This window comes from Xanthobacter sp. ZOL 2024 (assembly GCF_052932325.1).
Genome location: NZ_CM128808.1, coordinates 4,146,831 through 4,161,206 on the forward strand (window position 1 = coordinate 4,146,831; position 14,376 = coordinate 4,161,206).

Genomic DNA, 14,376 nt, shown 5'->3' on the forward strand with positions numbered 1-14,376 from the left:
CCCGCGTGGGAGAGGGCCCAAGAGATGAGCCACCGCGCGGCCGGCCACGGGTCAGGCAGACGCGCGCAGAGACCAAGATATTCGGGAGCCAACGCCATGCAGGTCTACACGCCACCGCTCCGCGACATGCGCTTCGTGCTGCACGAATTGCACGGCAGCGACGCCCTTTCCGCCCTGGACGGGTTCGAAGAGGTGACGCCCGATCTCATCGATGCGGTACTGGACGAAGCCGGCAAGCTCGTCACCGAGGTGCTCGCCCCCCTCAACCAGAGCGCCGACCAGGAAGGGTGCGCCTACGAAAACGGCGTGGTGCGGACCCCCGCCGGCTTCAAGGCCGCCTATGCCACCTTCATCGAGGGCGGCTGGAACGGCATCGCCTGTGATCCGAAATACGGCGGCCAGGGGCTGCCGGCTTCGGTGAACAAGCTGGTGGAAGAGATGCTGTGCTCGGGCAATCTCGCCTTCGGCATCTGCCCCGGCCTCACCCACGGCGCCTATCAGGCGCTGAAGGCCTATGCCTCCGAGGAGCTGAAGGACCGCTTCCTGCCCAAGATGGTGGCGGGCACCTGGTCCGGCTCCATGTGCCTCACCGAGCCCCAGTGCGGCACCGATCTTGGCCTCGTGCGCACCCGCGCCGTGCCGCAGGCGGATGGCAGCTACAAGATCACCGGCAATAAGATCTTCATTTCCGCCGGCGAGCAGGACCTGACCGAGAACATCATCCACCTGGTGCTGGCGCGGCTGCCGGATGCGCCCAAGGGCATCAAGGGCATCTCCCTGTTCCTGGTGCCCAAGTTCCTGCCCAAGGACGACGGCAGCGTCGGCGCCCGCAACGGGGTGCTGTGCACCGGCATCGAGCACAAGATGGGCATCCACGGCTCATCCACCTGCCAGATGTCGTTCGATGACGCCACCGGCTGGCTGGTGGGCGAGCCCCACAAGGGCATGCGCGCCATGTTCGCCATGATGAACTCGGAGCGCCTGTCGGTGGGCACCCAGGGCCTCGGCCTCGGCGAGGCCGCCTATCAGGGTGCCGTCGCCTATGCCAAGGAACGGCTGCAGGGCCGCGCCCTCTCCCGCCCCAAGCACCCGGACAAGCCCGCCGATCCCATCATCGTGCACCCGGATGTGCGACGCACCCTGATGACCATCCGCGCCTATAACGAAGGCTGCCGGGCGCTGGGCGGCTGGGTGGCCCGGGAGCTGGACGTGATGGAGCACAGCGCCGACCCGGAAGAACGCCGGCAGGCGGAGGACTTCACCGCCCTCATGACCCCCATCGTCAAGGCGCTGTTCACCGATCTCGGCTTCGAAAACAGCTCCCGGGCCATGCAGGTCTATGGCGGCCACGGCTACATCCGCGACCACGGCATGGAGCAATATGTGCGCGATGCCCGCATCGCCATGATCTATGAGGGCACCAATGGGGTGCAGGCGCTGGACCTGGTGGGCCGCAAGCTGCCGGCGCACATGGGGCGCTACCTGCGCTCCTTCTTCCATCCGGTACTGGCGTATATGGACGCCAAGCTGGACGACGAGAACCTCGCCCCGCTCATCGGCCCGCTGAGCAAGGCATTTGGCGCCCTGCAGCTCGCCACCGCCCATATCGCAGAAAAGGGCCTCAAGGACCCGGAAGAGGCCGGCGCCGCCGCCACCGAATATCTGCGCCTGTTCGGCCTCGTGGCCCTTGGCTACATGTGGGTGCGCATGGCCGATGTGGCCTGGCAGAAGAAGCCCACCGCCAACGGTGAGGCGGCCTTCTACGATGCCAAGATCACCACCGCCCGCTTCTATATGGAGAAGCTCCTGCCCGAGGTGGCGGCCCTGTGGGGCTCCATCAAGGCCGGCAAGGCGGCCATGATGGCCCTCGAAGAAGCCCAGTTCTGATCCCCGCTGCCCGGGTCACGCGGCCCGGGCCGGCCCTGTCCACGAAAAGAGACCGAACATGGCGGACATCCCCACCCTCATCGAGGCCATGCAGGAGCGGGCCGAGAGCCTCTCGACCCTGGGCTACAAGGTACGCTTCGACCTGACCGACGCGGGTGAAAGCATCCTGCTGGACGCCACCTCCGGCGCTGCCGACCTCAGCCAAGGCGCTGGCGAGGCGGATGCGGTGCTGAAGCTCTCCAGCGATACCCTGGAGAAGCTGGTGCGCGGCCGCATCGGCCCCATGCTGGCCTTCTCCACCGGACGCTTGAAGGTGGAAGGCTCGCAGGGCGTCGCCCTCAAGCTGGCGAGCCTTCTCAACGGCGATTGAGATCGCGGACCCCACTCCGCCCGAAAATGAAAAGGCCGCGGCAGATGCCGCGGCCTTTTCATTTGGTCGCCGGTGCGGCGGCTCAATGCAGGCTGGCGCTGGCCTTATCGCCGGTGCCGAGCAGCTGGCGCAGCAGCTTCTGCATGGCCTCGCTCTTCACCGCATGCCGCGCGCCCAGGGGCGAGAGGTGGTTGTCGTCCACGTAATAGAAGTCGTCGCCATCGGCGGCGATGCACTTCTCGTCGTTGCAAAACACGTCGGAGAGCAGGAATACCGAGGCGCCGGGATGGTTGGCGGCCGCTTGCGTCAGCGTCGCGTTGGCCGGCCCCACCGACAGCATGGCCCGCGCCCGGCCGACCACCGTGCACGACTGGGACTCCTCGCCCTTTTCTTCCCGCTTGATCACGCATTGGTTGGGAGACTGGGCGAATTCCGGGGTCTGGCCCACCAGCAGCACCTTGATGCCCATCTTGGTGAGTTCCTCCACGGTGCGATCCACCGTGTGGTTGAACACCCGGGTGCTGTTCTGGCGCGAGCGCACCTCGCCATCGGGCAGATCATCGCTGACCAGCCAGAACGACTCGCCGGAATTCACCGTCCACAAGGACCAGCGGCCCACCAGCACCACCACCTTGGGGTGGATCTTGCGGATCTCGTCCATGACCGCATTGTTGAAATCGGTGCACAGATGGCCGGGATGCAGCTTGCGCAGAGGCCGGCCGCCGATCAGCGGCGGGCAGCCCGGCATGGTCTGCAGGCGCGCGGTGTAGCCCATTTCCGAAATGGCCTGGCCGAGCCCCCGGAAGGCGGCGCCGGCATGGGAATCGCCCCACACCACCACGTCATACCGGCCCTTGGCCGCGTCGGGACCGATGGCGCAATCGGAAATGCGGCTCATCTTGTCCGGCGACCAGCTCTTGGGAGAGGCGTTGCAGAGGTTGCGGCCATTGGCACGGGCCGTGGCGATGGCCTCTTCGGCTGCCGCCGCGCGCGGCGAGATGGCGCGCAGACCGCCGCCGGCATAGTCGATGACCTTCACCGCGCCGAAGGTGGCCAGAATGGCGAGGGCGCCGGCGCCAATCCGCGCCCAGCGCACGCCGCGCAAGATGGTGGCGCGGCGCAGCGGCGTCTCGATATATTTGAGAGAGAGGCCGGAGATCACCCCCGACAGCAGGATCACGCCACCCGCCTGCCAATAGGTCAGGTGGCTGCCCTTGAAATCGGCGCCCAGCACCAGCAGCGGCCAGTGCCACAGATAAAGCGAATAGGAGATACGCCCCACATAAACGAACCACGGATGGCTGAGCACCCGCGTGACGGCCCCTTCCGGCGCCTGCTTGCCGGCATAGATGAGGGCGGCCGCCCCCAGCACCGGCGGCAGCGCGGCAAGGCCCGGAAATGGCGTGTCACGGCTGTAGAGGAACACCGGTGCCATGATGGCGACCACACCGGCAAGGCCGATCCAGCCCGCCACCCGAGCCGACACGCGCGGCCAGGCGACCAGCGCCAGAAGGCTGCCCACGAACAGTTCCCAGGCACGGCTGGTGAGGAAGAAGAAGGCTTCCGAGGGCGCCTCGCGCACTGCCCACTGGGCATAGACCAGCGAGGCGATGGTGAGCGCCGCGATCACCCCGGCGGCCACGGTGCGCTTGCCGTAGCGCAGCAGCACGAACAGGGTGACCGGGAACAGAATGTAATACTGCTCCTCCACCGCCAGCGACCACAGGTGCAGCAGCGGCACCTCGTCGGCGCGCGGACCGAAATAGTCCAGCACGCTCTCGAAATGGATGTTGGCGAAGAACAGGGCCGATGGCACCAGCGATTGCGCATAGGCCAGCATCTGCCGCGGGGTCAGCACCACCGCCGCCAGCAGCGTCACCACGGCGAGCATGGTGAAGAGCGCGGGGAAGATGCGCCGCACCCGGTGGTCGTAGAAGTCCACCAGCGAGAAGCGATGGGCGGACACGTCCCGGTAGAGGATGGAGGTGATCAGAAAGCCGGAGATGACGAAGAAAACGTCCACCCCGACAAAGCCGCCGGTGAAGCCTGGAATATGGCCATGGAAAAGAACCACGCTACCGACAGCGATGGCCCGCAAGCCATCAATATCGGCCCTATAGGCCAAACTCATACCGTGCCCTCTGCTCTCGCGCGCCGCCCACGGCGCGAGTTCTCGCTGATGGGCACATAACGCGGGACGGGCTCCTCCGCAAATCACGTCCCGCCTAGGGGCTGTAATGCGGGTGCAGACGTCACATCCAGGCAACACAGCCGCGACGCGGACATTTCAAGGCGCGAACCGCCCCGGCAAGCAGCGGCCGCGGCTTCAAAAGGCCTTGAAGGTGATGATCGTACGGGTGTCCTGGATGCCGGGAATGGTCTGCACCTTCTGATTCACGAACTGGCCGATGTCGACGCCCGGCTCCACATAGAACTTCACCAGCAGGTCGAAATCACCGGCGGTGGAATAGACCTCCGAGGCGATCTCCGCATCGGCGATGGCGTCCGCCACCTCGTACGACCGACCGAGCTGACATTTGATCTGAACGAAAAACGGGATCACGGCTCACTCCGCAGGAACTGCGCCGCCAAGGTGGACAAAAGCCGGCCGCGGCGCAAGCACGGTGACCGTGCCGTTCACCCCCTGGCAGGGATGCGCTAAGACGTGTTCCGTTTCGAGCCAGCCATAAGGAACCGGCCTTGCCCTCTCGCCCGCCGCCCATCGCCCTCACCATTGCCGGGTCTGATTCCAGCGGCGGCGCCGGCATCCAGGCGGATCTCAAGACCTTTTCGGCGCTCGGCGTCTATGGCGCCAGCGTTATCGCCGCCCTGACGGCGCAGAACACCCAGGGTGTCACCGCCATTCACGATGTGCCCGACGCCTTCATCACCGCCCAGATGGACGCGGTGTTCGCCGACCTGAAGGTGGCGGCGGTGAAGATCGGCATGCTCTCCCGTCCCGGCGCCATCCGGGCCGTCGCGGCGGGGCTCGTGCGCCACGCGCCACCGGCGGTGGTGCTGGATCCGGTGATGGTGGCGGCGTCCGGCGCACGCCTGCTCAGCGACGACGCCCTCTCCACCCTGCGAGAGGAACTGCTGCCGCTGGCCGACGTCATCACGCCCAACCTGCCGGAGGCCGCCACCCTGCTCGGCACCGACCCCGCCGCCGACGAAGCCCAGATGGAGGACCAGGGCCGCCGCCTGATCGCGCTCGGTGCCAAGGCGGTGCTGATGAAGGGGGGCCATGGCAGCGGCAGCGAAAGTGTGGATCTGCTGGTGACGCCCGAAGACACCACGCGCTTTGCGGCGCCGCGTCACGCCACCCGCAACACCCACGGCACCGGCTGCACCCTCTCATCCGCCATCGCCGCCGGTCTCGCCGGCGGCACCGACCTGCCGACCGCCATCGCCCGCGCCAAGTCCTATATCACCGGCGCCATCGCCGCCGCCGACACCCTCGAAGTCGGCTCCGGGCACGGCCCCGTGCACCATTTCTTCGCCCTCTGGAGACAGTGACGCGATTTCTCTGTGCTTCCGGTGCAATGACGCGCGCAGCCCTTGCCGCCAGCGGATTAGACGCTATCGTCCGGGATTGCGAACGTTTGTTCGGAGGAAAGGATCGCGCGCATGGCAGTGAGAGAGCGGGGGAGCGGCACGCTCGAAACCGGAGCGCAGGCGATCACCGGCCAGCTGGGCAAGACCATCCAGCGGCTGCGCAAGGCCTATAATCTGTCGCTTTCGGATCTCGCCGAGCAGTCCGGCGTGGCCAAGTCCATCATCAGCCAGATCGAGCGCAACGAGACCAACCCGACGCTCGCCACCGTGTGGCGCCTGTCGCAGGCCCTCGACATGTCCGTGGAGCGGGTGCTCGCCTCCAGCGATGATGCGCCGTTCGTGGAAAAGCTCACCCGCGCCGACACCCCCATGCTGGTGTCCGAGGACGGGCTGTGCCGCCTGTCCATCATCGGCTGGATCAAGACTGTCGAGTGGCTGCAATATTATGACTTCCAGGCCGAACCCGGCGGCGAGCTCGATTCCGATGGCCACCAGCGCGGCTCGGTGGAATGCCTCACGGTGGTGGCGGGCAGCCTGGAGGTCGAGGTCGCCGGCGTGATCGAGACAGTGAAGGAAGGCGAAACCGTGCGCTACCGCTGCGATCGGCGCCACATCATCCGCAATCGCGGGCCGGGCCCGGCCCATGCTTTCATGGTCTGCCTGCTCAAGGCGGCGGTGCTGGACTGAAGGACTAGCGCTAAAGCAGGCCCAGCTGCTCCAGCTCGCGGCGCATCTCCTCCGGCATGTCCGGTGCCACTTCTTCCCGGCCGGCGCCCAGATCCTGGGGCGCCTCGGCGGCTTTCAGATAGCGCCAGCCCTGGAACGGCCGCGAGGGACGCGGGCGCACCGCCACCACGTCTGGATCAAGCACCAGCGCGCAGCGGCGGATGCCTTCGCCATCGGTGAACGGGCGAATATCGAGCAGGCGCTGGCGGGCCGCCAGCTCACCGCGAATGACCCAATAGAGCGAGCCGCCGTCCAGCAGCTCATCCTTGCGATTGGGCACCATGCGGGTGACGTGCTGCTGCTCGAACGCCCGCCCGGCGCGCACGGCCATGGCCTGCTGCTCGCCGATCCAGGCCCGCAGATCATCAATCGACGTGGCGCCGACACAAAGCTTGAGAAGATGGAGAGTCATTGGAGAGGGCCGCAAGGGAGAAGGCCAAACGTCATGGCCCCTCTTAGGGCGCCACCGCGGCGAACGAAAGGCGGGGCCTGCTTCGCCGCGGTGCCTGTGCGCAAGATCTCTGAGCAACCGCTCTGCGCGAGATCTCTGTGCAATCGCGCCGGGCCGAAGGAGGCCCGGCTGCGTGACGTTTCAGAACCGAGCGCGGCAGGCTCGCCGCGGCCCGGCAGGGTGGTCAGTTCGCCAGCAGCGCGGCGGTCTGGAAACCGCCGAAGAGATAGACCACCACGACACCTACGACGAAAACGGTGAGCGCGGTGCGCGCAACACCCCAGCAAGAGCGAGCTTCAGTGATGTGCATGATGCGATTCAGGGGCTCTTCTTCCTCAAAGGCGCGGCCCAGGCGTAGGGGCGAGGCACCGCGACACCTCTGCCCTTAGGATTTTCTCAACCCCAAAACAAGGGGTGTCATGAAGCGTCACATTCCACCCTTAATGCAGCCACATTCGCCGAGAGCCCGAGTCGGCGGGCGTAACATTCTGTTACGAAATGTTTTTCGGCAGGATCGCATCCACAGACCGATGTGCTGCGGCGCATTATCAAATTTTCCGTTTTCCCCTACTAAGGGGCCATGACCAGCCATCACTCCGGCGCCACGAGCGCTGATTCCCACCCTTCGGCCGTCCCCGGCCTGGATCCTGAAGCCGTCGAGCGCGCCATCCTGGCGCTGGCGGGGGCCTGCGGCCCGGGCAGAACCATCGCGCCCATGGATGTGGCCTTGGCGGTGCTGCCGGGCGAGCAGTGGCAGCGCGCCCTGCCCCAGGTGCGCCGCAGCGCGCTGGCTCTGGTGGCCCGTGGCGAGCTGCTGATCTATCGAAAGGGCAAGGTCATCGACCCGTCCGAGCTGCGCGGCGTCTATCGGCTGGGTGTGCCACACAACGAGTGAGGCTCACGGCCCTGGGAAAAGGGTCCGGGTCTTGCCGCTGAGGTAATAGGCGACGAGGCCCACCCATTCCTTCACCCCCACGTCGGTGAAATCGAGCCCGCTGGCGGCGCGGGAAAAGGTATCGTCCAGAGCGTCGGGCCCGACAGTGCGGTAGTCCACCGGATAAGCCACCACCGGAAAGCCCACCGCGCGAAAGCAGCCCATGGCGCGTGGCATGTGAAAGGCGCTGGTCACCAGCAACCAGCGCTCACCCGGCTTCGGCTTCACCAGCTCAGCGGCAAAGGCCGCGTTCTCGGCGGTGTTGCGGGAGAGCTCCTCGAACTCGACCCGCTCCGGCGCGATGCCCAGCACGTTGAGGCTCTGCCGCATCATGGCGGCTTCCTTGCCCCTGCCATCGGGGAACAGGGCGCCGCTGCCGCCAACGAACACCAGACGCGCCTGCGGATAGCGGCGGGCCAGATCGGCGAACGCGATCACCCGCTCGCCGGCCTCGGAAAAGGCGGGCTGGCCGCGCGCCAATCCAATGTCCGGCAGCTCGGCGCCGCCCAGCAGCAGCACCCCGGTAATCGGCTGGCCGTCATCATGAAACTGGGGAAAGCGTTCCTCCAGGGGCGACATGATGAAGTTGGCCACGGGCGAGAAGCCGAACACCAGCAGGCCCAGCGTCGCCAGAAGCAGCAGCCCGCGCCCCACCCGTCTGAGGCCGACGAGAATCAGCAGCAGCGACAGCACCACCGCCAGCACCAGCGCATTGGAAGGCGCTGCAAGGAACCACAGGGTCTTCGACAAGGTGAAAAACGAATCCATGCCCGCGCCCCCGCCGCCCCGAGGCCGATCCCCGAACGCGCGACACGGAGGCTAACGGAGCGTCCGGCCCTTTAGAAGACCGGACGCTGGCGGCATGGCGCCCGGCCCCTCAGGCCGTCTTCTCGTACAGCTGGCGGCCGATGAGCATGCGGCGGATCTCGCTGGTGCCGGCGCCGATCTCGTAGAGCTTGGCGTCGCGCAGCAGCCGGCCGGTGGGATAATCATTGATATAGCCGTTGCCGCCCAGGGTCTGGATGGCTTCCAGCGCCATCCAGGTGGCCTTTTCGGCGGCATAGAGAATGGCGCCGGCCGCGTCCTCGCGGGTGGTGGCGCCGCGGTCGCAGGCCTTGGCCACCGCATAGACGTAGGCGCGGGTGGCGTTCATGGTCACATACATGTCGGCGATCTTGCCCTGCATCAGCTGGAAGGTGCCGATAGGCGCACCGAACTGCTTGCGCTCGTGGACATAGGGCATCACCACATCCATGCAGGCCTGCATGATGCCAATGGGGCCGGCGGCGAGCACCGCGCGTTCATAGTCGAGGCCGCTCATGAGCACGTTGACGCCCTTGCCCACGGCGCCGAGCACGTTCTCTTCCGGCACTTCGCAATCCTCGAACACCAGCTCGCCGGTGTCGGAACCGCGCATGCCGAGCTTGTCCAGCTTCTGGGCGGTGGAGAAGCCCTTGAAGCCCTTTTCGACGATGAACGCCGTCATGCCGCGGGTGCCCGCAGCCGGGTCGGTCTTGGCATAGACCACCAGGGTCTCGGCGATGGGACCGTTGGTGATCCACATCTTCGAGCCGTTGAGAATGTAGCGGTCGCCCTTCTTCTCGGCCCGGGTGCGCATGGACACCACGTCCGAGCCGGCGCCGGGCTCCGACATGGCGAGCGCGCCCACGTGCTCGCCGGAGATGAGCTTAGGCAGATAGGTGCGCTTCTGCTCGGCCGAGCCGTTGCGGCGGATCTGGTTGATGCAGAGGTTGGAATGGGCGCCATAGGACAGGCCCACGGACGCGGAGGCGCGGGAGATCTCCTCCACCGCGATCACGTGCTCCAGATAGCCGAGGCCCGAGCCGCCATATTCCTCCTCCACCGTGATTCCATGCAGGCCGAGTGCGCCGAGCTTGGGCCACAGGTCCCGCGGGAACTGGTTGGTACGGTCGATCTCGGCGGCGCGGGGGGCGATCTCCGCATCGGAGAAGGCCCGCACGGTGTCGCGCAGCATGTCGGCGGTTTCGCCGAGATCGAAATCGAATCCGGCGGGACTGTTCGGCAGCATCGGTTTCCTCCCTCGCCTCCCCCTTGTTCTTCCGCGTTTGGCGGTGGGAAGCGCGACTAGAATAAAACGGTTGTCCGTTTATTCAATGGGAGAAACGTTGGAGCACACCGGCACAACCTGCGGAGCTTATCCCTCCCAGGCCGGCAGATCGCCCCTGGCCCAGCCCTCCTTCACCCCGGCCACATAATCGTCATAGCGGCCGTCGGCGATGGCGGCGCGGGCGCCGGCCATGAGGTGCTGGTAATAATGGGTGTTGGCCCACGACAGCAGCATGGAGCCGAGCATTTCCTCGCTGCGCACCAGATGGTGGAGATAGGCGCGGGAGTAATCCCGCAGCGCCGGGCAGTCGCTCTCCTCGTCCAGGGGGCGCGGGTCCTCGGCGTGGCGGGCGTTCTTGAGGTTGATGCGGCCGAAGCGCGTGAATGCCAATGCGTGGCGGCCGGAGCGGGTGGGCATCACGCAATCGAACATGTCGATGCCGCGCTTCACCGCTTCCAGAAGGTCGTCCGGCGTGCCCACCCCCATGAGATAGCGGGGCTTGGTGATGGGCAGGTGCGGCTCCACCGTCTCGATCATGGCCAGCATCACATCCTGCGGCTCGCCCACGGCAAGGCCACCGATGGAATAGCCGGGGAAGTCCATCGCCGCGAGCTCGCAGGCGGATTCCACCCGCAGCTGCGGCACCGCCCCGCCCTGCACGATGCCAAACAAAGCGCGGCCCTTGGGCTGCGCCTCGAACGCGCGCTTCGAGCGTTCCGCCCAGCGCAGCGAGAGCCGCATGGCCCGCGCCGCCTCCTCGTCCGAACACGGCAGGCGCACGCATTCGTCGAGTTGCATCTGAATGTCGGCCCCCAGCAGCCCCTGGATCTCCACCGAGCGCTCGGGGCTCATGTGATAGGTGGCGCCATCCACGTGGGAGCGGAAGCTCACCCCCTCCTCGCTCATCTTCCGAAGACCGGACAAAGACATGACCTGGAAGCCGCCGGAATCGGTGAGGATCGGCCCGCCCCAGCCCATGAAGCGGTGCAGGCCGCCGAGCTTCGCCACCCGTTCCGCGCCGGGCCGCAGCATCAGGTGATAGGTGTTGGCCAGCACCACCTCCGCCCCGGTCGCGCGCACCTGGTTGAAATAGAGCCCCTTCACCGTCGCCACCGTGCCCACCGGCATGAAGGCAGGAGTGTGGATGGCCCCGCGCGGCGTCAGCACGAAGCCGGTGCGGGCCGCGCCATCAGTGGCGGTGAGCGAGAAGGAGAAGCTATCGGTGGGCGTATAGGTCATGGGGCCGCTTTTGGCAGAAGCAGGCAGGCATCGCCATAGGAATAGAAGCGGTATCCCGTCTCGATGGCATGGGCATAAGCCCGCTTCTGCACCTCGTGCCCCACCACCGCCGCCACCAGCATCACCAGGGTGGAGCGCGGCAGGTGAAAGTTGGTCACCATGGCGTCCACCGCCCGCAGCCGATAGCCGGGAGTGATGAAGATGTCGGTTTCGCCGATGAACGGACGCACCACCCCATTCTCGTCGGCCGCGCTTTCCACCAGCCGCGTGGGCGTGGACCCCACCGTCACGATGCGCCCGCCGCGCGCCCGTGCCGCGTTGAGCGTGGCGGCCGTTTCCGGAGAAACCTCGCCCCATTCCGCATGCATGCGGTGGTCCCTTGTGTCCTCGGCCTTCACCGGCAGGAAGGTGCCCGGCCCCACATGCAGGGTCACCGTCACCACCTCCACCCCGCGGGCCTTCACCGCCGCCATCAGCGCCGGGGTGAAATGCAGGCTGGCGGTGGGTGCCGCCACCGAGCCATCCACCCGCGCGAACAGGGTCTGGTAATCGCTGCGGTCGTGCTCGTCCTCCGCCCGGCGGGCAGCGATATAGGGGGGAATGGGCATGTGCCCCACCCCGGCCACCGCCACATCCAGCGCCGTGCCGGACACAGCAAAGCCGAGGTCCACCTCGCCCTCCCGCTTGTCGAGCACCGTGGCATCCAGGGTGGAGCCGTCACGGCCGATGAAATGGATCACGTCCCCCGGGCGCAGACGCTTGGCGGGCTTGGCGAAGGCGGTCCAGCTGGCGGCATCCCGCCGCTTGACCAACGTCGCCTCGATCTGAACCGTGCTGCCGTCGGGACGACTGCGGGTGCCGGCGAGCGCCGCGGGGATGACCCGGGTGTCGTTCACCACCAGCACATCACCGGCATTGAGGAAGGACGGCAGATCGCCCACCCGCGCGTCGCTCAGCTCGGGCGCGCCCCCGGGGCGCACCACCAGCAGGCGCGCGGCTTCCCGCGGTTCCGCCGGCCTCAGAGCAATCCGTTCAGGCGGCAGATCGAAATCGAAGGCATCAACACGCATGGTTCAGGGACAGACACGGCAAGGCCGGGGCCCGCGCGATCCGCGCGGAACTGCCCGGCGGGAAAGGGATCAGAAGATGGCGATGGCGCCCTGCCAGATGGCCCAGCTCATGAGGCCGGTGATGACGAGGCCGAGCACGGTGGCACCGAAGCCGGCCAGGATCACCAGCCCGTCGCGTTCCACCAGCCCCAGCCCGAACACGCACACCGCGAAGCCCGGGGGCAGATTGCCGAGGAAGGGAATGGGCAGCAGCAGAATGAAGCCCAGCAGCACCACCGTCGCTCCCACCACGCGGCGCGCGGTCGGACCGGCGAACGCTTCGTAACGCGGCCGGGAGAAGGACTCGAACCGCTCGATATAAGGCCGCGAGCGGTTGACGATGGTCTCCAGCATCGAGCGGGAGAAGGTGCGCTTGGCGATCTTCTCCGGCAGCCACAGCTCCTGCCGGCCCATGGCCATCTGCAGGCCGATGAGGCCGAGGATGATGCCGCAGATGACCGGAATGCCCGGCGGCATGGGGATGCAGTTGGGAATGCCGAAGATGAGGAACAGGATGCCGAAGGCGCGGTTGCGCAGCGCATTCACCAGGTCGCCGATCGCGACCTTCTCCCCCTCCTGCGCGGACAAGACCGCGGCGAGCAGTTCCGATGTTCTGGGGGCTCGGTGATCCAATGCTGCCTCTTTGACGGCGCCGGGAAGGGGCGACGTGTTCCGCTGGGTCGCGCCCTACTTAGCACCGAGAAAGCGGCGGTGTGAGGGCATTGTGGGCGACCCGCCGCCACACCCCTCCGCCACACCCTTGGCAGCCGCATGGATATAGGAAGATCACGGGTCAGCGTGCGCGCCCAACCCCCGCCGGGCGCGCACGCTTCTCGCCGCACGCTCATTCTAAGACGAATAGCGCAGGAAGCGAGGTCCCATCGCCCGGCATCCGCAACAGGCCGGCGGGCCCCGGCTCGCCCTAATGCAGCACGAACAGCCCGTCGACCGCACGCAGTTCCGCTGGCTTGATCAGGCCGCAATGGACCACGCGCACGGAATGCAGTGGCCCTTCAATCTCCCGCTGCCAGAATTCCAGGAAGCGGTTCAGCTCAGGAAATTTGGGGCACAGATCGTAGTCCTGCCAAAGGAAGGTCTGCAGCAGGACCGGATGATCGGGCATGCGGTAGAGGATTTCAGCAGTGGCGAGGCCATAGCCCTCCAGCTGCAGCCTGAAATCCTCGCTCACGCCACCTTGCTCCAAACGGGATGCAACCTGGGATGCCATCGGCAAGACCTCCGTTCGCAACGTCGCCTGAATGCGGGCTTCGGGCCGGTCCGGTGCGCGGGGCAGCGAACCTTGGGAAGCCTGCCGATCCAGTGTCGGCTCACAAGCTTGCGCGAGCCAAGGTCAAAGAATGGTTTCCTTCTGCAAAAACAAGGTGCTAGCAGCGATAAGCCGGGACTGCTGACAAGCCAGCGTCACCACAGCCCTGAACCCACCGCCCGATGTCCGGCAACAGGTCAGCCTCGTTAACCCATTTGCAGCGCAGCATTTTTGTCGGAATTAGCACTCACTTATAAAGAGTGCCAAAAAAGTGCATCGTCCCCCTTGCGGCTGCGCTGGCGGGGCCCTAGATGCCCGCAGAGCCGGACGGATCCGGCTTCCGTGACTGTGAAATCAGCAACCAACTGGAGGTTTCCCCCATGGGTTTCCGCCCTCTGCACGACCGCGTTGTGGTCAAGCGCATCGAAGCCGAGCAGAAGTCCGCCGGCGGGATCATCATTCCCGACACGGCCAAGGAAAAGCCCCAGCAGGGTGAAGTCGTTGCCGTGGGCCCCGGCGCCCGCAACGAGAAGGGCGAACTGGTCGCCCTCGACGTCAAGGCCGGCGACGTGGTGCTGTTCGGCAAGTGGTCGGGCACCGAAGTGAAGATCGACGGCCAGGATCTGCTCATCATGAAAGAGAGCGACATCCTCGGCGTGATCGAAGGCGCGGCCGGCGCCAAGCAGGCGGCCTGAGCGCGGCGCCTCACCTCACCGAAACCTGGAACATTCGTCCCAAGCTGAAGGAGC

At 66.5% G+C, this 14,376-nt stretch carries 16 protein-coding genes; 7 read left to right on the forward strand and 9 right to left on the reverse strand.

Translation table 11 applies throughout. The features are described 5' to 3' along the window. Positions 1-96 precede the first annotated feature (96 nt). Complete coding sequence (locus ACU4E7_RS18985) at positions 97-1,887, forward strand: acyl-CoA dehydrogenase C-terminal domain-containing protein (RefSeq protein WP_447019816.1); 1,791 nt, start codon at positions 97-99, stop codon at positions 1,885-1,887. Between the two features lie 58 nt (positions 1,888-1,945). Then, positions 1,946-2,257: an SCP2 sterol-binding domain-containing protein gene (locus tag ACU4E7_RS18990; protein ID WP_238122888.1), complete on the forward strand. Its 312-nt coding sequence runs from the start codon at positions 1,946-1,948 to the stop codon at positions 2,255-2,257. Between the two features lie 82 nt (positions 2,258-2,339). Here ACU4E7_RS18990 and ACU4E7_RS18995 read toward each other — a convergent pair whose 3' ends face one another. Continuing rightward, complete coding sequence (locus ACU4E7_RS18995) at positions 2,340-4,388, reverse strand: acyltransferase family protein (RefSeq protein WP_447019817.1); 2,049 nt, start codon at positions 4,386-4,388, stop codon at positions 2,340-2,342. Positions 4,389-4,583: 195 nt separating this feature from the next. Next, positions 4,584-4,820, reverse strand: coding sequence for an Lrp/AsnC ligand binding domain-containing protein (locus tag ACU4E7_RS19000; RefSeq protein ID WP_238122890.1), 237 nt, complete (start codon positions 4,818-4,820; stop codon positions 4,584-4,586). A 137-nt stretch (positions 4,821-4,957) separates the two neighbouring features. Here ACU4E7_RS19000 and thiD point away from each other — a divergent pair, with 137 nt between their 5' ends. Next, entirely contained in the window at positions 4,958-5,773 is an 816-nt protein-coding gene (gene thiD, locus ACU4E7_RS19005; protein WP_238122891.1) for a bifunctional hydroxymethylpyrimidine kinase/phosphomethylpyrimidine kinase, read from the forward strand. A 111-nt stretch (positions 5,774-5,884) separates the two neighbouring features. Continuing rightward, positions 5,885-6,499: a helix-turn-helix domain-containing protein gene (locus ACU4E7_RS19010; protein ID WP_447019818.1), complete on the forward strand. Its 615-nt coding sequence runs from the start codon at positions 5,885-5,887 to the stop codon at positions 6,497-6,499. Positions 6,500-6,509: 10 nt separating this feature from the next. Here ACU4E7_RS19010 and ACU4E7_RS19015 read toward each other — a convergent pair whose 3' ends face one another. After that, complete coding sequence (locus tag ACU4E7_RS19015) at positions 6,510-6,950, reverse strand: DUF1489 family protein (RefSeq protein WP_447019819.1); 441 nt, start codon at positions 6,948-6,950, stop codon at positions 6,510-6,512. A gap of 172 nt (positions 6,951-7,122) precedes the next feature. Here ACU4E7_RS19015 and ACU4E7_RS19020 point away from each other — a divergent pair, with 172 nt between their 5' ends. Together ACU4E7_RS19020 and ACU4E7_RS19025 are read left to right on the forward strand one after the other, a co-directional pair. Then, positions 7,123-7,347 carry a hypothetical protein gene (locus tag ACU4E7_RS19020; protein WP_447019820.1) on the forward strand — a complete coding sequence of 75 codons (225 nt, stop codon included), beginning with the start codon at positions 7,123-7,125 and terminating at the stop codon, positions 7,345-7,347. A gap of 222 nt (positions 7,348-7,569) precedes the next feature. Next, a complete protein-coding gene (locus tag ACU4E7_RS19025; RefSeq protein WP_447019821.1) occupies positions 7,570-7,884 on the forward strand; it encodes a DUF3253 domain-containing protein in 315 nt (104 codons plus the stop codon). A gap of 3 nt (positions 7,885-7,887) precedes the next feature. On the opposite strand, the gene ACU4E7_RS19030 is transcribed toward ACU4E7_RS19025, so the two are convergent. The 6 genes from ACU4E7_RS19030 to ACU4E7_RS19055 all read right to left on the reverse strand — a co-directional run bounded on the left by ACU4E7_RS19030 (position 7,888) and on the right by ACU4E7_RS19055 (position 13,588). After that, positions 7,888-8,691: a YdcF family protein gene (locus ACU4E7_RS19030; RefSeq protein WP_238122895.1), complete on the reverse strand. Its 804-nt coding sequence runs from the start codon at positions 8,689-8,691 to the stop codon at positions 7,888-7,890. A 109-nt stretch (positions 8,692-8,800) separates the two neighbouring features. Next, on the reverse strand, positions 8,801-9,973 hold the full coding sequence (locus tag ACU4E7_RS19035) for an isovaleryl-CoA dehydrogenase (protein WP_238122896.1): 1,173 nt from the start codon (positions 9,971-9,973) through the stop codon (positions 8,801-8,803). 126 nt (positions 9,974-10,099) lie between these two features. Next, positions 10,100-11,251, reverse strand: a complete 1,152-nt coding sequence (tgt, locus tag ACU4E7_RS19040) for a tRNA guanosine(34) transglycosylase Tgt (protein ID WP_447019822.1) — start codon at positions 11,249-11,251, stop codon at positions 10,100-10,102. Further along, on the reverse strand, positions 11,248-12,321 hold the full coding sequence (queA, locus tag ACU4E7_RS19045; protein WP_447019823.1) for a tRNA preQ1(34) S-adenosylmethionine ribosyltransferase-isomerase QueA: 1,074 nt from the start codon (positions 12,319-12,321) through the stop codon (positions 11,248-11,250). Before queA ends, tgt begins: the two co-directional genes overlap by 4 nt. Before the next feature lie 69 nt (positions 12,322-12,390). Further along, a complete protein-coding gene (locus ACU4E7_RS19050) occupies positions 12,391-12,993 on the reverse strand; it encodes an exopolysaccharide biosynthesis protein (RefSeq protein ID WP_238122899.1) in 603 nt (200 codons plus the stop codon). A gap of 289 nt (positions 12,994-13,282) precedes the next feature. Beyond that, on the reverse strand, positions 13,283-13,588 hold the full coding sequence (locus tag ACU4E7_RS19055; RefSeq protein WP_238122900.1) for an usg protein: 306 nt from the start codon (positions 13,586-13,588) through the stop codon (positions 13,283-13,285). A 419-nt stretch (positions 13,589-14,007) separates the two neighbouring features. On the opposite strand from ACU4E7_RS19055, the gene groES reads away from it, so the two are divergent. Further along, a complete protein-coding gene (groES, locus tag ACU4E7_RS19060) occupies positions 14,008-14,322 on the forward strand; it encodes a co-chaperone GroES (protein ID WP_238123141.1) in 315 nt (104 codons plus the stop codon). Positions 14,323-14,376: the final 54 nt, after the last annotated feature.